General features: G+C 37.3%; 21 protein-coding genes, 1 tRNA gene and 1 pseudogene. 10 read left to right on the top strand and 13 right to left on the bottom strand.

Annotated features, from left to right (window positions below):
- Positions 1 to 15: 15 nt before the first annotated feature.
- Positions 16 to 3075: a methyl-accepting chemotaxis protein gene (locus F1737_RS03730; protein WP_317137440.1), complete on the bottom strand. Its 3060-nt coding sequence runs from the start codon at positions 3073 to 3075 to the stop codon at positions 16 to 18.
- Positions 3072 to 3947, bottom strand: a complete 876-nt coding sequence (locus tag F1737_RS03735) for a ParA family protein (protein WP_317137863.1) — start codon at positions 3945 to 3947, stop codon at positions 3072 to 3074. The genes F1737_RS03730 and F1737_RS03735 overlap by 4 nt, the downstream gene beginning before the upstream one ends.
- Positions 3948 to 4137: 190 nt before the next feature.
- Between F1737_RS03735 and F1737_RS03740 the strand changes: the two genes are divergently transcribed.
- Both F1737_RS03740 and ade read left to right on the top strand, forming a co-directional pair.
- Positions 4138 to 4497, top strand: coding sequence for a hypothetical protein (locus tag F1737_RS03740; protein WP_317137441.1), 360 nt, complete (start codon positions 4138 to 4140; stop codon positions 4495 to 4497).
- A gap of 8 nt (positions 4498 to 4505) precedes the next feature.
- Positions 4506 to 6164 (top strand): annotated as a pseudogene (gene ade / locus F1737_RS03745) (adenine deaminase).
- Positions 6165 to 6186: 22 nt separating this feature from the next.
- Here ade and F1737_RS03750 read toward each other — a convergent pair.
- Positions 6187 to 6957 carry a heparan-alpha-glucosaminide N-acetyltransferase gene (locus F1737_RS03750; protein ID WP_317137442.1) on the bottom strand — a complete coding sequence of 257 codons (771 nt, stop codon included), beginning with the start codon at positions 6955 to 6957 and terminating at the stop codon, positions 6187 to 6189.
- Between the two features lie 48 nt (positions 6958 to 7005).
- Here F1737_RS03750 and F1737_RS03755 point away from each other — a divergent pair, with 48 nt between their 5' ends.
- Positions 7006 to 7863: a methanogenesis marker 8 protein gene (locus F1737_RS03755; RefSeq protein ID WP_317137443.1), complete on the top strand. Its 858-nt coding sequence runs from the start codon at positions 7006 to 7008 to the stop codon at positions 7861 to 7863.
- A gap of 144 nt (positions 7864 to 8007) precedes the next feature.
- Here F1737_RS03755 and F1737_RS03760 read toward each other — a convergent pair whose 3' ends face one another.
- Entirely contained in the window at positions 8008 to 8691 is a 684-nt protein-coding gene (locus tag F1737_RS03760; RefSeq protein ID WP_317137444.1) for an HAD family hydrolase, read from the bottom strand.
- A 160-nt stretch (positions 8692 to 8851) separates the two neighbouring features.
- Between F1737_RS03760 and F1737_RS03765 the strand changes: the two genes are divergently transcribed.
- Positions 8852 to 10867, top strand: coding sequence for a GAF domain-containing protein (locus F1737_RS03765; protein WP_317137445.1), 2016 nt, complete (start codon positions 8852 to 8854; stop codon positions 10865 to 10867).
- Positions 10868 to 11043: 176 nt separating this feature from the next.
- Here the strand turns inward: F1737_RS03765 and F1737_RS03770 are convergent.
- Positions 11044 to 11128, bottom strand: a tRNA-Leu gene (locus F1737_RS03770).
- A 220-nt stretch (positions 11129 to 11348) separates the two neighbouring features.
- Here F1737_RS03770 and F1737_RS03775 point away from each other — a divergent pair.
- Positions 11349 to 11849, top strand: coding sequence for a regulator of amino acid metabolism, contains ACT domain protein (locus F1737_RS03775; RefSeq protein WP_317137446.1), 501 nt, complete (start codon positions 11349 to 11351; stop codon positions 11847 to 11849).
- Positions 11850 to 11887: 38 nt separating this feature from the next.
- Here F1737_RS03775 and F1737_RS03780 read toward each other — a convergent pair whose 3' ends face one another.
- The 5 genes from F1737_RS03780 to F1737_RS03800 are packed head-to-tail and all read right to left on the bottom strand — an operon-like array spanning position 11888 to position 14796.
- Positions 11888 to 12376, bottom strand: coding sequence for an HDIG domain-containing metalloprotein (locus tag F1737_RS03780; protein WP_317137447.1), 489 nt, complete (start codon positions 12374 to 12376; stop codon positions 11888 to 11890).
- Positions 12373 to 12894, bottom strand: coding sequence for a transcription factor (locus F1737_RS03785; protein WP_317137448.1), 522 nt, complete (start codon positions 12892 to 12894; stop codon positions 12373 to 12375). The genes F1737_RS03780 and F1737_RS03785 overlap by 4 nt, the downstream gene beginning before the upstream one ends.
- Entirely contained in the window at positions 12888 to 13973 is a 1086-nt protein-coding gene (locus tag F1737_RS03790; RefSeq protein ID WP_317137449.1) for an ATP-grasp domain-containing protein, read from the bottom strand. The genes F1737_RS03785 and F1737_RS03790 overlap by 7 nt, the downstream gene beginning before the upstream one ends.
- Entirely contained in the window at positions 13970 to 14500 is a 531-nt protein-coding gene (locus F1737_RS03795) for a tRNA (cytidine(56)-2'-O)-methyltransferase (RefSeq protein ID WP_317137864.1), read from the bottom strand. The genes F1737_RS03790 and F1737_RS03795 overlap by 4 nt, the downstream gene beginning before the upstream one ends.
- A 5-nt stretch (positions 14501 to 14505) precedes the next feature.
- Positions 14506 to 14796: a MarR family transcriptional regulator gene (locus F1737_RS03800; protein ID WP_317137450.1), complete on the bottom strand. Its 291-nt coding sequence runs from the start codon at positions 14794 to 14796 to the stop codon at positions 14506 to 14508.
- 79 nt (positions 14797 to 14875) lie between these two features.
- Between F1737_RS03800 and F1737_RS03805 the strand changes: the two genes are divergently transcribed.
- Complete coding sequence (locus F1737_RS03805; RefSeq protein WP_317137451.1) at positions 14876 to 15271, top strand: hypothetical protein; 396 nt, start codon at positions 14876 to 14878, stop codon at positions 15269 to 15271.
- Positions 15272 to 15275: 4 nt separating this feature from the next.
- On the opposite strand, the gene F1737_RS03810 is transcribed toward F1737_RS03805, so the two are convergent.
- From F1737_RS03810 to F1737_RS03820, 3 genes are read right to left on the bottom strand one after another with little or no spacing between them, the layout of a single operon-like run.
- Positions 15276 to 15983, bottom strand: coding sequence for a UPF0280 family protein (locus F1737_RS03810; protein WP_317137452.1), 708 nt, complete (start codon positions 15981 to 15983; stop codon positions 15276 to 15278).
- Position 15984: 1 nt separating this feature from the next.
- Positions 15985 to 16371, bottom strand: a complete 387-nt coding sequence (locus tag F1737_RS03815; RefSeq protein WP_317137453.1) for a 4Fe-4S binding protein — start codon at positions 16369 to 16371, stop codon at positions 15985 to 15987.
- The gene (locus F1737_RS03820; protein ID WP_317137454.1) at positions 16368 to 17876 is read right to left on the bottom strand and encodes a homocysteine biosynthesis protein; all 1509 of its coding nucleotides are present in this window, start codon (positions 17874 to 17876) and stop codon (positions 16368 to 16370) included. Before F1737_RS03820 ends, F1737_RS03815 begins: the two co-directional genes overlap by 4 nt.
- Positions 17877 to 17972: 96 nt before the next feature.
- Here F1737_RS03820 and F1737_RS03825 point away from each other — a divergent pair, with 96 nt between their 5' ends.
- From F1737_RS03825 to F1737_RS03840, 4 genes are read left to right on the top strand one after another with little or no spacing between them, the layout of a single operon-like run.
- Entirely contained in the window at positions 17973 to 18680 is a 708-nt protein-coding gene (locus tag F1737_RS03825; RefSeq protein WP_317137455.1) for a Nif3-like dinuclear metal center hexameric protein, read from the top strand.
- A 9-nt stretch (positions 18681 to 18689) separates the two neighbouring features.
- Complete coding sequence (locus tag F1737_RS03830) at positions 18690 to 19022, top strand: SWIM zinc finger family protein (RefSeq protein WP_317137456.1); 333 nt, start codon at positions 18690 to 18692, stop codon at positions 19020 to 19022.
- Between the two features lie 57 nt (positions 19023 to 19079).
- Entirely contained in the window at positions 19080 to 21815 is a 2736-nt protein-coding gene (gene alaS / locus F1737_RS03835) for an alanine--tRNA ligase (RefSeq protein ID WP_317137865.1), read from the top strand.
- 12 nt (positions 21816 to 21827) lie between these two features.
- A complete protein-coding gene (locus F1737_RS03840; protein ID WP_317137457.1) occupies positions 21828 to 22592 on the top strand; it encodes an ArsR/SmtB family transcription factor in 765 nt (254 codons plus the stop codon).
- Positions 22593 to 22665 lie beyond the last annotated feature (73 nt).

A 22665-nucleotide genomic window follows, 5' to 3' on the forward strand; every position in this document is an offset into this window, starting at 1 on the left:
TAAGGTCTGTAATTTTTATTTTAATCTGAATCCTTCCAATTTCTCTTTCAGGTTTAGAGACATATCGTGCATTTCATGTGAAATACTATCTACCTCCTGTGTTGTTGCAGAAATTTCCTGAGCAAGTCCTGCAATACTTTCAATTCTTCTCAGATTTTCTTCAGACATATTGCTGGCACCGGAAATGTTCTGCATGAAATTATTTGTTTCATGAGCCTGAATATCAGTAGCTTTTGAGATTTCTGCCATTCCGTTTGATACAATTTCAAGATCCTTTACAATTTTATTCAAAGCCATTATTGCAGTGTTTGTACTTTCCATTCCAATGCGTATTTCCTTGTCGACCTGGCGCATTGATTCTGTGGTTTTATCGGTATTGTTCTGAATGTCTGAAATAAGTGTTTCTATTTTTCGTGTTGCTTCTTTTGATTCACCGGCGAGGTTTTTAACTTCACCTGCAACAACTGCAAATCCTCTTCCGTGTTCTCCTGCCCGTGCGGCTTCGATTGCAGCATTTAATGCAAGCATATTTGTTTGTTCTGCAATTCCCCTAATAAGTTTGACAATATCATTTATTTTGAACATTTCTTCATTCAGGGTATTTATTTCATTAACACTCTGTTGCGAAATGTTGCCAACATTTTCCATTAATTGAGAGGCCTTTTTGCCAATTTCGGCTGCCTCTTTTCCTTCAGAGGTTGCCCGCAGGGCCTGTTCCATAACTTCCTGAGTTGTGCTCGATATTTCTTCTATTGATGCAGAGAGATCGGAAATTCCCATGTTGATCTTATCAAAACGATCCATGAGTTCTTTTGTGGAATCAGAAGATTCCTCTGCATTTACAGCAAGTTGTTCCGTGGCACGTGCAATATCGTCAGTGTTTTCTTTAAGATCTTCTGCGGTTTTTTCAATACTCAAAGCTTTTTCGTTTACGTTTTCGATTACATCCCTGAATGACAGAATTGAACTGTTGAAATTTTCTTTAAGGCTTTTTAGAGGATCGTTTTCGATAAATTCTGCTTTTGAAGAAAGATCGCCTTTTGCAATTTTTTCCATGCCTGCTGTCATTTCTTCAGCACTTTCTGCAAGGGTTTCTGCTTCGATACGTGCTTTCTCCATCAAAATTCTGACTTCTTCTTCTTTTTTGCGAACCTCTGTGACTTCATTATAAACGACAAGGATTGTTGTAATTTGTTCTTTGTTGTTTAATATCGGAATTCCGTATTGTTCGAGCACATGTTTTCCTGATGGAAGATCTACTGATATTTCTCCAAAACAACGTCTTTTTGTCTTAATTACATCTGAAAGACCCTGGCCTTTTTGTTCTGAAACTTTGAAATTGCGTGCATTCATTTTTAAAAGTTTTGATGCACTGATTCCACTCATCTGTTCATAGGCCCTGTTTGTGACTAATATATTGTATTCCTTATCAACAAGGAGGATTGGCATTGGGTTTTCCTGAACAATTATCTCTGAACGCTTTTTGAGATTCTCATTCTCCCTCATTTTTTTCTGTATTTCTTCAGATTCTTCTTTTTCCCTGGTGATGTCATCTAGAATAATTAGTACATTTGTAACCTTTCCTTCACTGTTTTTAATTGGGATTCCATATTGCCTGAGAATATGTTTTCCTGAAGGGAATTCGATAGTAACTTCTGAATCGCTTCTTTGACCTGAAGATACCGACTTTAAAAGGTCATCTCCTTTTTGATCAGTGATTTTAAGATCGCTGTATTTTATATTAAGGATCTGGGAATCCTTCATATTGCTTAGTTTGTCAAATGCTTTGTTTTTGACCAAAATTCTTAAATCCCTGTTTGCAAGAATCATTGGCATAGGATTTTGCTGAACGATTGTTTCAGAACGTCTCTTTAAAACTTCAGCCTCTTTTATTTTTTGAATAAGTTTTTCTGATTTTTCGTGTTCTTTTGTAACATCATTGAAGACAATGAGAATATTTTTTATTTCATCGGCAGAGTCTTTTATCGGAATTGCATGCTGTTGAAGAGTACGTCTGCCGGCTGGAAAATCTACTGTAACTTCTGAACAGACTTTCTTCTTTTCTTCTAAAGCAACGAGAATACTTTCTCCTTTTGATTCAATTACTTTTATCTCGTTTTGATTCATTTTCAATGCATCATGATTAGAAATTCCGCTTAATTTTTCAAATGCATTGTTTGTGACTTTTATATTCAGTTTTTCATCAACTAAAATGACAGGGACTGGATTTTTTTGAACAATAATTTCAGAACGCAGTTTTAAATTTTCAATTTGTTTTATTTTATTTTCAGTGTCTTCTGCTTCTTTTTTAAATTTGCTCTTGAGATTGTCAATATTTTGCTTTAGAGATTCTATTTCTTTGTTTTTTAACGATATATCATTCAAAATATTATTCGAATCTTCTTTTACTGATTTTATTTCGTGGATTAATTTCTCTTTTTCATTTTCTGACAAGAGATATTTTTTATTAAGCTCAGAATTTTGTATTTCTGCTGACTTTATTTCTTTTTCAAAAGATTCAATATTTTTTTCATAATTATTTTTTAATATCCTGTTTTCCTCTTCGTACCTTTCAATCAGCTTCTTTGTTTCATCTCCTGAAGTCTTTTGGAGAGAATTAATTTTATTATTATTTTCTGCAATTTTCTGTTTGAGTTCGGATTCTGTTGCTTTTGCTGCTTTTAATTCTGTTTTAAGTAGATTAATCTCTTTTATAGACTCTTCAGGGTCAATAATTTCAGTTTTGTCCTTCAAAATCTTCAGGGATTCCTGAAGTTCTTTAATTTCTTCATCTTTTTTGATATCAGATCCTGTTTCTGCAGCCTTTTTGATTATTGTGTTTATAAGATTTGCAATCGGTCTTATGCTTTCTTCAGCTTTTTCCTCATCTACCCTGACCGTATTGTCTCCATCTTCAAATTTTTTAATGACATCCCTGCAGTGGTCTATAAAGTCATCATGGTTTACACTTATTGTGGTATTTTCAGGTATATTCTGATTTAGCTGGGCACCGGCGAAAAGAGCTTTTCTTCCTGGTCTTTTTGGCTTAATGTTGTTTTCTGTCGTTTTAATCACCACTTGGAAACAATTTCAGATATTTTCTTATATGCCATTCCTGCAGGAGTTTCCGGGGATATATGTGATATTGGAAGTCCTTTTATATGTGATTCAGAAATGCCTGCATCGTATGGGATGATGTGTACTTCTTTTACAATGCCTTTTATATCCGCTTCAAGTTCATCCTGTCTGATCTGTTCTCTGGATTCAGAATTATCTTTAGAGAAAATATTTTTTATTAACCCCGATAATTCCTCTGTTGTGCTCTTCCTTTCACGAAGTACGCCTGCGCGGGTTAATATTGCCATGTCAGCGGATCGCTTTCTGCCTGTATTTTCATTTATATCCTCAAATATTGAAGTAATACTACCAATTCCGTTTTTTGCAAAAATGCTGGTGTCAAGTGTCAGTATAATTCTGTCAGCAGCAAGTATTCCGTTTAAAACAAATTGTCCCATGCTTGGAGGAGTATCAATTAAAATCCATTTGTAATCCTTTAGTACTGGTTTCAGAGCATCTTTGAGAACCATTAGGCGATCATCGATGTTATACAGATATGGTTCCACCCCTACAAGATCGAGAGAAGATGGTGCCAGAAAAATGCCGGAAGATGTTTCTTTTATGATTTCTTTTATTGAAACGTCTGGAAATCCTTCAAAAACATTCATGAATACATCATACATGTTTAGATTTTCTCCGTCGGGTTCAACTCCGAGCCCTGACGTTGCATTTGCCTGAGGATCGCAATCTACAACAAGAACCTTTTCTCCGGATTTTTGAAGGAAACCTGCAATACTAAGACATGAAGTTGTCTTTCCGGTGCCTCCCTTGTGATGTGCAAAAGTAATTACGGTTATAATATCACCATCCCTTAATTGATAAAGTTTTATGGTTTTTTTGGCTAAAAAAAGGTAGCGACTTGTAACTCTTTAAATTGTTTTATTTTCATGGTAATATTTGTGTCAGTATCATATCGTGTCATATTTTTTATCCAGATGTCTCCCAGGGATTAAAAAAATTATATAGCCCGGGCAATGTTCATACGAATGATTTAAGTCCTAAGGACTTTACATTGAATTAATGGTTGTTAGAAAAGCGCTTTTATTGACCGCTTTGATTTTATTATTATTTGTTTTTATTTCCGGCTGTACTTCCGAATCATTTGGTGATGTAACTTATGACAATGATACGGGGCTTAAACTTACAGTGATCAACAATGGTAATCCCAGAGATGTAACTTTACAGGTGACTGTTTTTGATTTAAGTAATTTCAGACAGGTGGAAATTGAAAGAATTGCAAGGCAGGTTTATCTGAAAAATGGTGAGAATGTTTTCACGATAAAAGCTGATTTGGAAAGGGGTCAGTATAAACTATATCTGTACGTTTTGGAAGACGGAAAACGCAATGCTGCAGAAATAAGAGATATTAATGTATTATAGGACTATTTATGCCCGTTTTGGAACTTTTGGATGCTTCATTAGGACTTGAAAAGGCTGATATTGTATTTTTAAATGCAAATCTTTTCAACCCTTTTACATGCACATGGAAAATAGAAAATATTGCTGTTAAAAATGGTATTGTAATTGGTACAGGTGATTATCAGGGAGTTGAAACGGTTGAACTGTCCGGTCAAAAAGTCATTCCCGGACTTATTGATGCCCATGCCCATATCGAAAGTTCACTTCTGACTCCTGCCGAATACGGACGGCTTGTTTTGAAAAAAGGAACAACTTCAGTTATTGTCGATCCCCATGAGATTGCAAATGTTGCAGGCATTGAGGGCATTTCATATATGCTCAATGAGAGTAGGAAGACACCCCTGGATATATTTTATATGCTTCCTTCATGTGTCCCTGCTACTCCTCTCGATATGGGAGGTGCCGTACTTTGTGCAAATGACCTCCAAAATTTTTTGTCTGAAAAAAATGTGATTGGTCTTGCAGAGATGATGAATTATCCCGGAGTTTTAGCAGGGGATGAGGAAGTCTACAAAAAACTTAATCTTTTTGATATAATTGACGGTCATTGTCCTTTGTTGGCCGGAAAGGAGTTAAATGCATATATCCTGCAGGGAATTCAGAGCGATCATGAATGTACGTCCGAGAAAGAGGCGGTAGAGAAATTAGAGAAGGGAATGTACATATTAATTCGTGAAGGCTCAACAGAAAAAAATCTGGGTGAACTGATTGGAATAGTTAATGAATGCAATGCTGGAAGATGCATGTTTTGTACTGATGACAGGCATGTTGATATGCTTGTCTTTAATGGTCATATTGATGATTGTATAAGAAAAGCAATTTCTGCCGGTTTAAAGCCTGAGCTTGCATATAAGATGGCAACCCTTTCTGTTGCAGAAAGATTCGGACTTAATGACAGAGGAGCCGTATCGCCGGGAAGGGTTGCAGATTTTTGCATAATTGACGATTCTGATGAATTCAAAGTCCTGATGACATATAAATCCGGTAAAAAAACAGGTGATATTGCTTATAAAAAACCGGATGAGATTAATTATTCTTTCAATGTTCCTGAAATCTCGCCCGAAGATCTTGATATAAAGGGAAAAGGGATTGTGAGAATTTTAGATATTGTTCCGGGGCAGATTCTAACCAATGAACTGGAAAGAGAAATATCTTCTTCCGATATTCCTGATCTAAAAAATGATATTTTAAAATGTATTGTTTGTGATCGTTACAGGGGAGAAAAATCAGGTATCGGGCTTGTACATGGTATCGGTATGAAAAAAGGGGCAATTGCCTGAAGCGTATCACATGACTCCCATAATATTATTGCAATTGGTGTGAATGACAAAGATATAGTTGCAGCTGTAGAGGCTCTGGCAGAGGAAAGAGGTGGTCTTTGTGTTGTTGTTGACGACAAAAAAGTTGTTCTTCCTCTTGACTGTGGAGGTATTATGTCGTCTCTCCCTTATGAGAGTGTTGTAGAAAAACTTCTGGATATAAAAACCGCAGTTACAGAGAGCGGGTGCATTGAAAATCCATTTATGTATCTTTCATTTTTGTCATTAACTGTTATTCCAAAAATAAGGATTACAGAGAGAGGAGTTTTTGATGTAATCAGGTTTTTGGATGTACCTCTCTTTAAATAATTCATGAATTTCTATATTTTTTTTAAATTAGTATTTTTCCGGCAATTAAGGATAATATCATAATTATTACAGGCTGATGAACAAGGTAAATAATAAGTGAATGGCGGCCCGGATATTCGAAAAATTTAGAAAATCTGTGATTTTTAATTATTTCATCAAAAAAAGGTTTTCTGTTTCCATGAGGATAGAGATATGCACCTATTGAAATGCCTATTAGAAATATGCCGAACCATGGAAGTAAAGGTTCATAATCAACCGAGTAAAAATCTGCAGGTGCAAGCCCCAAAAAAATTGTCCAGAACGGGCCGTTATATTTTGAAATAATAATTCCAAGAATAACTATTATTAAGCCTGCAAGAGCATTCCACTCTTTGAGCCTGAAAAAAAAAGGAGCGAGAATTATTGATAATCCGATTAAATGAAGAATTCCAAAAAGGATAAAGCCTTCTTTTATAAATATCCATGTTACAATTGTTATCAGGATACCAATTGAGAATAAAAACAGGCCTCTTTTAAAATATTTGTTGAAATAATTAATTTTTATTGACTGTTTTTTGTATCTCTCTTTACTGATCCATATTGAAATACCTGCAATCATTATAAATAAAGAAGCAGTTGCATATGCAAAATAACGAAGAACGGAGTTGTATATGTCGATGTTTAAGTAATTAAAATAATAGAGATCAAATATTATATGGTAAAAAACCATCATAATGATTGCAATCCCCCTGAATGTATCAATCTCCTGGAATCTTGTGCATGATTTCTGTTTTTGGGTTAATAATTCCGACATAAATCAACTGACAATATTATTTGTTTAAACTTGTAATAATTTCTAGCAATGATATTTACTGATGAGCACATTATTGAGGCAGCCGGCAAAACAAGGGTTGTTGTAAGAGATGGCAGGGTTGTAGAGGTTGGAAGCCCTCTAATTGGCCATTGTCCCCTTGCAAAGAAGTTTAAATCTCCTGTAGTTTCCATGAGTCAGGACGAAATCCGGAAAAACATTGAAGAGAGAATATCATCTTTTGGTATGTGCACAAGAAAACGCTGCGTAATTTCCGGCGATGATTTTGTTCTGTTTGGTGCATCAGAATTATTAAGTTCCGCACTTCTGTCAAAAATTATTGACTGTGCGGTAATTGCGTGTGATGGTGCAGGTACTGTTATCGCAAAAAATCCGGAACTGATTCAGGGGATTGGAGGAAAAATGTCAGGTCTTGTAAAGACCTGTCCTTATGAGGAGGTAATTAAAAATATTGAGTCTAACGAAGGATTTGTGCCATTTAAAGAAGATGCCTCAATTGATCCCTTTGGAGGAGTTGAAAAAGCGCTTGAATTGGGATTTTCAAAAATAGCGGTCACAGTAGCATCTTCGCATGAAGCTGAAAAGATCAGGCAGAAATATCCTGAAACTGTCATTGTCGCTGTTCATACAACAGGTGCAGAAAGAGAAGATGCGGTAAGATTTACTGAAAACTCTGATATTATATCAGCATGTGCCTCTTCTTTTCTAAGGGAGATTGCCGGACCAAAGGCTCTTGTACAGGGTGGATCTTCTGTTCCTGTGTATGCTATGACAGAGAACGGTAAAAAAATTGTACTCTCCAAAATCCAAAAAACAAAGATGCAGGTTTTGCTTAAAGGGGAGATTCTTCCGTTTACTTCCGGAAAAGATCCTTCACCTCTGATTTAATAAATGCCTTAAAAAAATCAAATATTTATTAAAGGTTTTGTCAGAATATGATATAAGATATAATTATTTTCATAATTTTCATTATCTGTCTTTAAAATAATGTTTGGATATTTCCTGATTCTATATTCCGGGACAGTGTTTACTTTAAATATTAAGGATATCTTTTAGATTTGAAAATTCTTCAAGAATGTAATCCGGTTTTATTCCCGGAGATGGTATTTTCAGCCAGTCTCCATATTTAGCATATACTGTTGTCATTCCAAGTTTATTCCCCGGTTCAATTTCGCGATAAGGACTGTCGCCAACTACCATTGCCTCTTTTGCCGGGACAGAAAGTTCTTCGAGTGCTTTTATAAATGTGTCAGGTTCGGGTTTTCTTTTTCCGGAAATATCGGGTGTTATTATGCATTGAAAATAGTCTTTGATGCCTATTTTTGAAAGCCTCTTTTTTGCCTGTGAACTTTCGGCGTCTGTTACTATTGCCATTTTTATTCCTGATTTTTTGATTATCGGCAGAATATCCAAAACTCCCGGATATGGCGTTATTGAAGATAATTTTACATCTTCGTAAATTTCGACTGCCTCAAAATATTTATCCCCGTCCCAGACATTTTTATCTTTCATGAATTGTTCGATATTTCCATGATCTTCAAATCCAAATTTTCCGAATAAAAAATATCTCATTAATTCATCAGCATTTCCTGCATTAATTGAATTTGTTACTTCTTCGCATGCTTTGATTTTTGCATCTGAAAAGTTGTATAATGTGTTATCCATGTCAAAAAGTATGGCGCAGGGCAGATTTTGATCAGGTTTTATCTTTTTCATCTCACAAATTATTTATTTTTTTAGTGAATAAGGTTCATCATTGTTGCACAAATAAATAATATATCAACGTAGATAATTGAATAAATATCTATATATTTTTTTAAAGGAAAACTTTCATAAATATAAATGCATGGGGTTGTCTGAAATATCCGGGGGGATTATGGATTTAAATAAAAAAGATAAATCAGAAGATTCTAAATTAATTTTTAATCGTGAGTATAATTCTTCTAATCCTGTATATGATCTTTCTGTTGGAGCTAATGTTGTAATTGACGAAAAAGGTAAGATAATTATTGCAAATGAAAATTTTTTTTCCGCAATAAAAAAGCCATATAATTGTCTGGGTGCAGGTTTACCGGCAAAAGATCTTTTTAGTGAGAATGACAGGGAGAGGTTGTCTTTTTTTTATCATGAAAGAATTAAAGATCCGTATAATTCTCCCAAAACCTCTGTTTTTGAAATAACTGACTCCTGTGGAGATAAGCATGATACAACTATTACAGCTGTTCGCATTCCCGGAACAAAAAGGATATTTCTATCCGGGATAGACAGAACTAATTTTAAACAAAATGAATATTCTTATAGTCCTGAATCCGGATTTTTTTCAGATATAATTACTGAATCTTTATTTTATGGTGAAGGTTTTCTCCTTTCGGATGGCAGTATTCCCGGACAAAGAAAAGAATCCATAATTATTACTATTGGGGGAAGAGTTGCATATGCTAATAAACCGGCATGCCGGTTATTTAATCTGCAAGAAATTGGTGAACTTATCGGAACGCGTTTTTTTGATCATGTTCATAAGAAGTCTGAAAAAAAATTTGAAGAATTATTAATCAATGGTGAATTAAGGAAATCGGTTTTTTTTGAAACTGAACTCTATTTAAAAAACGGTAAAAAATTATTCGTGGATTTATCGGTTTATCCTGTTTCAATAAAAGGGTTATCAGGTATTCAATATGTCATTTCAGATATTTCAGAAAAAAAATTCAGGGAGATTGAAGCATTATCGGAAAAACGGCAGCTTGAGATAATCAATGCGATACTGTCGAATATGATTTCATCATTTTCGCTGGGGGATATGCTTACAAATCTCCTGGACCTGACCCTTAATGAGCTAAATTTTGATCTTGGTATAATATATCTTAAATGTGAAGACGGTATGAAGGCTGAAATAAGTTCAGTATCCGGAATACCCATGCATTTTGTTGAAAAAAACAAAACAATTGATATCAGAAGCTGGCCGAATAACCTGATTTTTTATGCAGGACAACCTAAATTTGTTGAAAATCTTCCTGAGAGCCATATCTCACATCCTGATATAATTTTTCTCGAAGATATTGGGGCAATCTCTTATGCTGCATTACCCCTGGAGTCAGATGGTACGATTATTGGTGCAATCTATGTTGCAAAAGAGTTTGAAGGCTCATTCACATCTTTTGAGAAGAATACTCTTCAGTTAATCAGTAAAGAGGTAGGTAGTCTGATTCTTCACGGACTGCTTCAGGAAAGACTTGAAAAAGAGTGTTCTGAAGAAAAACAGTGCCTTAGAATAATCCTTGATGATATTTCAGAACTTAATGAAGAGATTTTTAATTCAATATCAGGTACAGGCATATCCGCTACTTTTGTGAGTGATAATCGTGGAGTTTTATGCGATAAAATAATTCATACCCGTGAGATTATCCATAATTTACAGGTTATTGATGAAAAAAATTCAGGATATCAAAATGATCTTAAGCCTGTTTGCGTTGATACTTCAGTCCATTCATCAATTTTCAGGTATCCCAATGTAGAAATCAAATATGAAAACTGTGGATATTTTGTATATGCCGATGACTATCTTCAGGAGATTTTTTCAAACATAATTGGATATTCTCTCAGAAAGGGAGGCCGGAATATCCGGATTGCAATATCCTCTGAAGTCTGCGAAGATATGGTAAAAATATATCTGGATGTTATAGGTTTTAATTTGTTAAACGAAGAAAAAACATTATTTTTTGGAGATTTTGAGGAAGACAACCCTGAACTTAATTCGGATAATATTTCCCAGTATGTTGTTTTTTTGCTTGTGAATCGTTATGGCGGAGAAATAAATGTTTTGGATAGAATTTCAGCTGATTCATTTGATGGAATTCTTTTTGAAATAAAATTGCATTCCTGCCGTATAAATTAAACCCGAAAAAGTGAAAATCTGACGGAAATAAATATCTGGTTAATAAATTAGACCTGATCAATAAACAATGATTTAGATATAGTCAATATATTGAAATTCTTAACTTTTCATGAAAAATGACATTTTTGTCAAAAAATGTTCTGAAAAATTATTTTCATAAAAGTTTCCTGGAAAAATGCGAGGGGAGTGATTCGAACACTCGAACTCCTACGAGACCAGGCCCTCAACCTGGCGCCTTTGACCTGGCTTGGCAACCCTCGCCCTTATCTTCTCTAATTAAAATGATGTATTAGATAAAAAAATTTCCTATTTTCTTCGAATATCACATAATTATTATATTCTGATAATATTGCGTTTGTAAATATGAATATCTTGTTTATTGCTTCAATCTGTGTCCAACCTTAAGGCTTGTAATACCGAAATTTGTCATTTTTAATCTGATCCACTGGATATTTATTATCTGAAATGTAATTATTTTGTAATGTGGTCTGACATACTAAAGGAATTTTCGGATTCACCCTCACAAACTATTGTTGTAAAATATCTTTTGGAAAATGGTTTTGGAGTAAATGAAAAAGGTCGCGTAATCTGCAATGACATTGAGATACCTGCAACTCATATTGGAAGAGAGACAAATACGGACAGGAGGGTTGTTGATGTCACCGCAAAAAGAATATTGAGTCTTCCAAAGATAAGGGATATTTTTTTGAGGCTTAAAGTAACTCCTGATCTGACAGAAGTCTCTGAAACACTTGGTCTGTCAGTCATTGCGATCTATCCGAAAGATGCAAAGCAAAAAGGGATCGTTAACGCTGCGCTTGAAGTGTTGACCAGGCATGATCTCTCTATAAGACAGATTTTTGTAACCGACTCGGAACTCTCACAGGATCCCCGGCTTGTAATTATTGTTGAAGAGAACCCGCCTGCAGTTGTTTATAATGAACTCCGGAAACTGCCACAGGTAAAGCGTATAGTAATATGAACCGGATATTTTCTAAAAAATAAATTTGAGACTTTTATTTACCGGTATATCTCAATTTCTTCTGCAAGTTTAACAATTCTTTCTTTAATTTCTCCCGGAAGATCTTTTGAAAGTTCAAGACGTATCTTAAGTGAGATTTCTTCTGTTCCTTTTATAAGGTTGTCAGAATGAGCAACAATTTTTTCTTCAAGTGATTTGGGAATACAGTCGATACTTTTTAAACCCTCTTTTGCACACTCTTCTGCTGTAAGGCCTGCACCAATATGTCTTTCAACAATAAGGCAGACATTTTCCGGTATACCCAGATCTCTACATATATCTGCTCCAATCTGCCCGTGTGCAAGTGAGTGTGTTTTAGATCTGCCGATATCATGCAGTAGCGCACCTGTTTTTACCAGTTTAATATCCACAGGTGCATTTTTTGCAAAAACAAGTGACAGGTTACAAACAGCAATGCAGTGGTTTATTACATTTTGTCTGCAGCCTGCATCTTTTAAAAGTTTTATTATATTTGGATCTATGTTCACGCCCGACCAAAGTTTTCTTTTATTTGTTCAACACGTCTTTTAAGAGCTTCAGCAATCAGATCGTTGTCAAGATGTTCCATTTTTTCATCACAATTCTGGCATACAAAATCCCTGTTTAAAGCCTCATCAAATGTATATCTTAGACCGCATGTTCCACAGATGTAGAAATCATTCATTGTTTCATATCTTTCTCTTGTCTCAAGAAGCTCTAAAACAACATCCATATCTTCATAAAGGCAATTATCAATATTTGGCAGTTTCAATACCCACAGGTATGTGAGCCAGCCTGTTTCTGAATTTTTTATCCTTCTGTATTCAGCAAGGCGCTTACCATAGAGCGTATAAAGTGTGTGCCTGACGCTGTTTAGATTAATTTCGGTAATCTCTGCGAGGTCTTCGTCACTGTATTCACCCTCCGGCGGAAATTTTTCAAGAAGTTCCATGCCTTCTTCGCCGATCATACGCAGTATATAAGCCCTGATTGCCTCATTTTCCAAAACGTTTTCAGCCGCTACCATCTGCTTATATATCTGCGGATTTCTATTATAGCTTTATCCAGTGACATCAGTGCTTCTTCCCGTGTCTGACCATTACCATACACACTAAGTATTGCACTTCCCTCTTCAATTTCCGTACCAATATGTGGAATATCTGAGATATATTCAAAGAGATCTTTAAGGTCATCCCTGACTTTGATGTCTTTTTCTGCAAAAAGAACTCTTCTTGCAGCATATTGAACTGGTTCCGGCATTTTTTCCGGCAAAATACCATTGAATGAGTTTATGTGCGCTTTAAAAAGATTGATTCCGGTTGACATTTCTACGATATCCATGGTCGCCTGGAAACGCGGATTTATTTCAATTGCCCAGAATTCTTTATCTCCGGCTATAAAATCAACCCCCACAGAACCAATGCAGCCGCTCATTGATACTATTTTTTCAGCCGTTTTAACGATTTGGTCTTTTAGAGGATGTTTAAATGGTGTAATGGCCCCTGAAAAACCATAGGCACGTTCTCCATTGCCGCCACGAAGAAGCTGCTCATTAAATGAAATGGCACATGCGCATTTACCATTTGATATGCATGAAACACTACAGGGAATTCCTTCAACAACTTTTTGCTTAATATAAAGATCATCCGGCCAGAGTTCTCTCCAGATTAATTCCTCTTCCATTGAATTTACAATCTGGTTTCTCCATCCTCCCGCGCCTCTTAAAGGCTTTATCATCGCAGGATATTCGTTTTCTAATGCAACAGGAGGGACAGGAATACTATGTTCTTCAAAAAATTCCTGAATGCATTTTTTGTCAAGAAATTTTGAGGCGATCTCTTTAGGTGTACCGGTAATTTTTATTTCTGTGTTTAAATCTTCAGCACCTGATGTGACGCATATCGCCTCAAAATTATGCATTTTTTGTGCTGATTCAACAAGAGATGGCAATTCTGCCAGTTCTTCAAATGTTTGATGCGATTCAGTGATCCGGCAGAGATCCTGATCACAAAAATGATCTATTGCATATACTAAATATCCTGCATTTTTTGCTGAACGGACAACATGGCGTGTTGCAAAACCGGCTATGAGAACTTTCTCATTCAATTTTCAAACCTCTTACCATGCTCACAGGGTACAATTTTCATTTCTGCGTCTGGAAAGTCCAGATTCATGGTTTTACCTTCAAAAATGTGATCCAGTGTAAGCGCAAGACTTGATATTTCTGAATGTGGCTGTGTTGTAACTGAGACGTTATAGTCGGCAAGATTATAGATATCCCCCGGCACCTTTTCTGCACCAACGACAACTAATATTTTTTTGGTTTTGCCTTCCTCTCGTATTTTTTCTTCTACATCTGTCAGGCGGAGACCATACATAGTAAGATGAACAACTATCCCGCCATCTGATTTCCAGTTATTGATGCATTTGCGCCAGGAAACATTATTTTCAACAAAAAAATCACCACCCCATCGTTTTGCCACATCTTCGATTGATTTTTTTACTCCTCCATCATTTGAAGCCAGAAACATACCTTTTGCGCCCAGTGCGCGTGCTGTCAGGCCCACATGTGTTGTTACACGCTGATCACGTTCCGGACGATGACCTATCCTTAAAATACATATATCTTCCATTAATTTCATCTCTTGTAATTTGGATTCTCTTTGATTATTCCGTTTTCAATGATTACAGGGCTGTCATTTTTGGTTACAGTATTTATTATCTGATTTTTCAACAGCATCTCATTTAATGAAAGAACTCTTACGTTTTCTTCTTTAATGCTGATAAGACAGCTTTTTTCAAGGCGTTTTATTGAATCAATAACTATATCTTCTTCCATGCCGCATTCGCGGGTAAGGCAGGAAATCTCAGTTTCTCCTTTTGCTGTAATCATATGGTATATTTTCCAGTCGATATCTTCTGTTTTCACGTCAATAGAGTTACCCTGAATGTACAATATAATTTATTACCTGATTTGATGTATTCAATAAAGGGAGGTTTGTTCTGAGTTGAAAGATTACCTTAAACTCGCGGAGATCGCTGATCAGATTCTGGGAGTCGCTGATGAGGATGATGATAAGCTTGTGGTTTTATTGGATGAACTGGATGAATCTGTACGGTTTGATTTAATAAATTCTGATTTTTTAAATGCCCATCAGGTTTTTTATTATTATTTCCGTACAGAACCCGAAGAAATTGTAACAGACAGGCTCATGCTTGAACCTGCAAGTTCTTTAAAAAACGGGGTTTTTATTGATGAATATGGCATTCTTGAGCTTTATTTCACAACACGCAATAATTACCCTGAGATCTATATTTATGACGGTGATCAGGAATTAAAGTCGTTTGTCGGGAAAGATGCCTACCGGAAGGCCGTATTGTTTTCCGAAGAATATGATTACTAAAAAATCAACCTGAGGTGATCAGGTTTTCATCCACATTTGCAGCGGCTATTTTAGGAATCTCTCCCCATCTAATCATATCTTTTCCTATTACCGCAAAAACTCCTATTATATCTGAATTTTCAAGAGAGTTAAACAATTCATCATTAAATGGCATTTTGATCTGATTGCAGATTGACGTGGCCCAGGCATCAGCAAGTGACACGTTGTTTGAAAAAACTGTTACAGAATCCGCGATGCCAAAAGAAATTGAGGGCCCGACAGTTGCAGAAGATGTACATATTCCTGTAATTTCTTTTGCAGGGGGTATTAGAAATGCCATTTTTTTACTCAAAGGTGAGTTGCCCGCATAGAGTCCTATTTTTACTGTTCTATCTGATATTAGAGCGATGTCCCCACCGTTATCGATAACAGCAAATTTTGCGCCTTTATTTTTCATGGCACTGACACCCTCCCATGCAATTGTTCCTGCAACTGATGCCATTGGTCCCGTCCCGGCGAGATTACCTGCATTAGTCATTTTTCTGATGATTTCAGAATCGGAATCCGTTTCATAGGGTTCAAGAGATGATCCAAAAATAGGATCTTTTAGAATTGTTCTTTCAATCTCCTGCCTTGCGTTAATCATTGCATTTTTGGCAGTTTCTATATGCTCTTTTTTATCAGCTAAAATAGTGGTGATTGTGGTTTTGTATTTGAAATATTCTCTGATCATTTTACTGAAGTAGTTTTAAAGCACCATGGGGGCATGCTATTGTGCATTTTCCGCAGAGTACGCATTTTTCAGATCTCATCTGCAAAGACCAGTCCTCATTAAAATAAAACACTTCCTGGGGGCAGATACTAATGCACTCCCCACAATCGATACATTCCTTTTCATCACGGATAACAGAATCTTCAAGAACTTCTATACCTGCTCCGGATTCCTTAAGATTCATGGAGACCTTTTCAGCATCGCTGTCCGGAACGTCTATTAAGACCTCTCCTGCCATTGATTCGATGTAAGCTCTCTCAACATTAATCAAAACTCCTGTTTCAAGGACAGCCTTTGCAATTAATGGCTCTGAGCCTTTTTTCCTGGAAAACTTTACCAGCAGTTTCATTTTCTCCACCTCGCACCAAAGAGTTTGCCGAGATCTATTGCTGTTAGGAGTCCGGCAAGTTGTCCTTTTTTGTCAACAACCGGCAATGCACTTATGTTATTTCTCTCAAGTTTCATAGCTGCTATATCCACGGCCTCGGAAGGTGTAGTTGTAACCACGTTTTTGGACATGATATCCGATACATTATAATCTGTTCCGTCTTTGACGACTGCTTTTGATATGTCATAGGTCGTAACGATACCAACGACTTTTCCTTCATTGTTCAGGACAGGCAGGTGGTTTGTTTCATCCCTGAGAAGTTTCTTTGCCGCAGTTTTAATGTCTTCATCATCTTTTATGAAATTAACATTAGTATTCATTATCTCGCGAACAGCAGGAGCTTCTCTTGATTCTTTCATCGGCTTTACTGTAATAGATATATCCTGTTTTCTTGTGGGAAGACAAAGTTCCATTTCGCCTTTTTCAATCCAGCATTTAAGTTCTGATGCAACCTGACGGGCTTTCTTGAAGCTTGAGAGTGACGATGTTCTGACTTCCTCTCCGTTTAACTCAACCATTCCGCTTTTTAGTTCGGCATAGGTTATTTCCCGTACTGTAGGACGGTTTCTGCTTGGAACACCATAATCAACAACAGGTGTAATAATGTCCTCATCTCTTACAGATGTATTTCTGACAACATCCAGATTTGTAACCGGAATTGGAACTCCTATTCCAAGATACATCGAAACCCCGTAACCGGTAAATGTCGCAGCCCGCAGGAAGTCGGGGGACATCTCCTTTAAGTCTCCTGTTGTCATAAGTGTTGCAAAAAGATTTGCCGGTGATGACTGTGTTCCCTGACCTATCACCATTCCTTTTGCACCGCAAAGGAATATCGGAACTCCGCTTCCGATCATCTGCATTTTGGGATCATTGATTAAAGGTGACAGGCATCCTGCGCCTGAATAGCTTAAGTTTCCAAATCCGGGCAATAGCGTTCCCATGTATGTGTGCAAAACATTTTCAGTTGAATTGGTTGCGGCAGCATATCTCTGATAGGCGTTTCTGGGGTTGCACATTGTTGCCTGATTCATATCTTCGAGAAGAAGTTCTGTTGTTATTGTTTTTCTTGGATAGCAGTCTGTTCCTTTTGCTGAAGCCCTGAGTTCAACGGATTTTCCGGAGATCAGATCTTCTATTACATGTGCGCCCCCGTATTTATTGCCTAATATTTCAGATTCCTGTGTTGCTCCAAGATACGCATCCACTGCTGCAATACCTGAATAGACTTCGACATCATTTAACCAGGCCCGTTCCATTCTTATTGGAGGATCTGCATGACCAAAATTAAAAAATGCGCCTGATGAACACATAGCGCCAAAAGTTCCGGTAGTTACAACATCCACTTCTTTAAGCGCTCCTTCTTCACCAAGCTCTGCAACGATGTCAGGCATATCTTCTGCCGTAACAACTCTTGCATTGCCATTGCGTATTTTGAGATTAATCTCTTCAATGGACTTTTCCATGTTAATGTTTCTTGTTTTTTGAATATTTATATCTGATGTTTATTACTTTCGGTAATATGTCAAGATATATCAAAAATAATGTTGCATTAATTTACTATGCATATTGAAGATTTTGTCCGTCTGATGGAAGATATTGCCCCCCCTGATTTAGCGGAAGATTTTGATGAGAGCAGAATAGGTCTTGTTGTTGAAGGAAAAAGAGACATAGAAAATGTAGCATGTGCACTGGATGCTACGCTAAACACGGTCTCAGATGCTGTCAGCATTAATGCAGATATGCTCGTCGTCCATCATACTCCTATATGGAATCCCGTTACCCGGATTTCAGGGATTCAAAAAGAAATTTTACAAAAAGCATTGGCCTCTGATCTCAATATCTATGTAATGCATACAAATTACGATCATGCAGACGGGGGAATAAATGATTCACTTTCCGCTCTGTTAAATCTTAGAAACTGCAGGAAAATGAGTCTTGGAATCATTGGCGATTGTTCTGTTTCATTGGAAGAAATATCCAAAATAACCGGAAGCGGTCTGCGTGTTTATGGGGAAATAAAAGATCTTAAAAATCTTGCTATTGTGGGTGGAAGTGGTTTTGACCCTGAACTGATAAATGAAGCAAAAAATCTGGGCGCTGATGCCTTTTTATCTTCAGAATTAAAGCACAGTGTAATTTTGTCGTCATCTCTGCCCCTGATTGAATCAACTCATTATGCACTTGAATCGCCAGGAATGAAAATGCTGTCCGAAAAAATGGGATGGACATTTATTGATGATAAACCGGCAGGCCGGCTATATTTATAATCCCTGCCTATGGACGATCTCTGGAAAAAACTGAATATCTCCGGCAGGCTGACTCCTGCATTAAGAAGCGAGATTATAGACATATATGGAAAAAAAGGGGAAAAAGCCCTGTATGCTGTTGAAAATAAAAAAATATACAAATATCTTGATTTTTATGTGGTGGCAGGAAAAACCGGTGAATATGTAGTAGAAAATAATTTTTGCACATGCTATGATTTTTCTTACCGGCAGGTTGAATGCTGGCACATTCTTGCAGTAAAAATTGCAAAATTAACTGGTTTTTTTATCAAAATTCCAAAATGGTATCAGGACAGATGGGCTGCCGGAAGTACTGATGAATAATTGCAAACACTAATACTCTTTCAGGAGTACATTTGTGAAGGTACAGCGTGGTTTTCTATGCTCGAAGAAGAGTATCAGCTTGAATATTTTAAGTCACAGGGCCTTGTAAGAAAAATCTGCAGCAAATGCGGATCAGCTTTCTGGACTCGTAATCCCGAACGTGAGGATTGCGGGGATGCACCCTGTGTACCATATAGTTTTATTGGGAATCCGGTTTTTAAACCTCATTCCCTTGATGAGATGCGTGAAGCCTACCTTTCATTTTTTGAAAATCAGGGGCACACAAGAATAAAACGATATCCTGTTGCAGCAAGATGGAGAGACGATATTTATCTGACTATTGCTTCAATTGCAGATTTTCAGCCTTTTGTTACAAGCGGGGTTGTTCCTCCGCCTGCAAATCCGCTAACCATATCTCAATCATGCATAAGGCTTAATGATCTTGACTCTGTCGGGCGTTCCGGCAGACACCTTACCACCTTTGAGATGATGGCACACCACGCCTTTAATTCTGATAGTGAGGAGATTTACTGGAAGGACAGGACAGTAGAACTCTGTGATCAGTTTATTGAATCTATCGGCGGAGATCTTAAGGATGTAACATATAAAGAGCATCCCTGGATTGGTGGCGGAAATGCGGGTCCGAGTGTTGAGGTAATGATTGGCGGTCTTGAAATCGCAACACTTGTCTTTATGAGTCTTGGCAAGACCAGGAATGATAAAGAGCCGGTTATGCTTGAGGGAACTGCATATTATCCGATAGACTTGAGGATTGTCGATACCGGCTATGGTCTTGAGCGTCTTGTATGGGCATCAAAAGGATCTCCGACAATTTATGATGCAATATTCCCTGAGATGGTAAATGATTTGATGGTATCAGCAGGAATCGAAGCTCTCCTGGATGATCCTGAGTTTACCCGAATTCTGGGTATGAATGCAAGATATGCAGGCCTGATGGATATTACAGGTTCTAATCTCGTTTCTATGAGAAAGAAGGTTGCAGAAAATATTGGTGTTTCATACGAGAAACTCCAGTCAATAATGGAACCTGTTGAGAGAATCTATGCGATAACTGATCATACACGGTGCCTTGCTTATATGCTTGGGGACTGCATTGTCCCTTCAAATGCCCAGGAAGGATATCTTGCCCGTCTTGTAATCCGCAGAACTCTCAGGATGATGAATGAGATTGGATTAAAAGACGATCTTGCTGATCTCATTGAAAGACAGATGAGGAGCATAGGCATTGATTCTTTTGAACAGGACATAAGCATTGTTCGCGAAATTGTCGCAAATGAGGTCATAAAATATGAACAGACAATGGAGCGTGGTGCAAGAATTGTGCAGAAGATTGCAGCCGGTTATAAAAAGGAGAATAAACCTGTTCCCTTAAAAGAACTGATAACACTCTATGACTCTCACGGACTTCCTCCGGAAATCGTAAGGGATGTTGCAGCTAAAGAAGGAGCAGAAGTTGAACTCCCTGATAATTTCTATTCACTTGTTGCAGATTTACATTCAGAATCTGATGATGAGGTAAAGGAAGATCCCTATGCGGGCATACGCCAGAGAGTCAGTGCATTGCCTCCAACAAGAAGATTATATTATGAACAGGTTGCAGATACCGAGTTTGAAGCTATGGTCATTGATCAGTTTGAAGATTATGTTGTTCTTGACCAGACTCTATTTTATCCGGAAGGCGGAGGTCAGCCTGCGGATATAGGAAATCTTGTTTCAAATGAGATGATGGTTAAGGTTGAGAATACTTTCAAGATCGGCGATGTAATTCTTCACAAAGTTAAGGGAGAAAAGCTTAAGCGTGGAACCCCTGTCAAAGGTGTTGTTGATGAAGATTACCGCTGGACAATGATGAGGCATCACACTGCAACTCACATATTACTTCATGCTGCAAAAGAAGTTCTTGGCGTTCATGTTCATCAGGCAGGTGCACAGAAAGGATATGAGAGTTCAAGAATGGATCTCCGTCATTTCAGGCACATCACAGCTGATGAATTGAAAAGAATTGAGATTGCTGCCAACCGCCTGATTTATTCAAATGTACATGTTTACACCGAATGGGAAGACCGTACCCGTGCTGAGCAGAAATATGGATTTTGCCTATACCAGGGTGGTGTCCCTCCCGGTAAAGAGATACGTATTGTAAAAGTATCAGGAGATGTACAGGCATGTGCAGGAACACATTGCCGCAATACCGGAGAGGTTGGAAGTATCAAGATAATCCGTGTAGAGCATGTTCAGGATGGCATAGAAAGAATTGAATTTGCTGCAGGTCTTTCTGCTGTTAGATATATGCAGAAAGTTGAAAACCTTCTTGATGTTTCAGCAGATGCTCTGAGCGTGCAGCGTGAGAATCTGCCTTCTTCTGTGGAACGTTTCTTCATGGAATGGAAGGAGCAGAAAAAACAGATCGAGAAAATTCAAAATGAGCTTGTTGAACTAAAATTGAATTCGATTGAAGCGGAAAATATCAAAGGTATTCCTGTTGCAGTACATGAGATTGACGCATCTCCAAAGGAGCTTGTATCAATCGCAACCCGTTTTGCAAATGAAGGCGGAGTAGGTTTGATTGTCGGTGGAGATGAGAGAATTCATGTTGTTGCTGCATCGGGAGTCGGTTCGGTAAATGCGGGAGAAATTGTAAAAACCGTATGCAATATTCTGGGCGGCAAAGGCGGCGGCAAACCGGGTCTTGCTCAGGGTGTTGGAAATGACCGGACACAGATCCAAAATGCATTGTCTGCAGGAAAAGAGCTTATATCAAAACTAATCTAATATTGGACTTAAATGACTGATGGTGTAGTTCTGCTTGAACCCGGAGACGAGAGGGCAAAAAAGATTGGAAAGGCTATGGCAAGCCAGACCGTAAATGAAATCCTTGCCCTTCTAAAAACCGGGGATCTCACTCTTTCAGAGATTGCAGAACAACTTAATCAGCCGATGACCACTGTGAAGTATCATGTTGAAAATGTGCTTGATGCCGGTCTTATTGAAGTTAAACATATAAAATATAGTGAAAAGGGCAGAGAAGTAAAGATATACGGTTTATGTGATCAGGTGGTGATAGTGTCTCCTGGCACAAAAGATCTTAGATCAATACTTTTAAAGTATGCTTCTCTGTTCAGTATTTTTGTTCTTGCCACTGTTTTAGTCGGAGCAATGTCGGGTACATTTTTTTCCGGTTTTATACAGACTCAGGATATTACAGTTCAGGACTCCGTGTTCGAATATGCATCGCCTGAAATTATTGCATATGGATTAGATAATAATTCTTATGAGACAACGCCGGAAATGCTTAAAAAGATCTCTGTGGTGCAGGCTTCATATAATGAGAGCAGAAGTACAGGTGGGCAATATGCAAAAGGTGATGCCTTACTTTTATCTGCAAAAGATAAAACAACAGAGGCTCCTTATGATGCAATAAATATTATTGTAATTGCTTTCTTCATGGGAGGCTGCCTGGTGCTTTTAATTTTGGGAATGTATGAGGCAGTAATCTGGAGAAGGGAAAGAAAATACTGGGAGAGTCTGAACCAAAAAAGTGAGAAATAATATCTGTCTTAATTTTTTATATGACAATTCAAACAATGTCTAAATAAAATCCCTCTTTAAATATGTCCCCAAT

It is taken from the genome of Methanoplanus sp. FWC-SCC4 (genome assembly GCF_032878975.1).
Taxonomy (GTDB): domain Archaea; phylum Halobacteriota; class Methanomicrobia; order Methanomicrobiales; family Methanomicrobiaceae; genus Methanochimaera; species Methanochimaera problematica.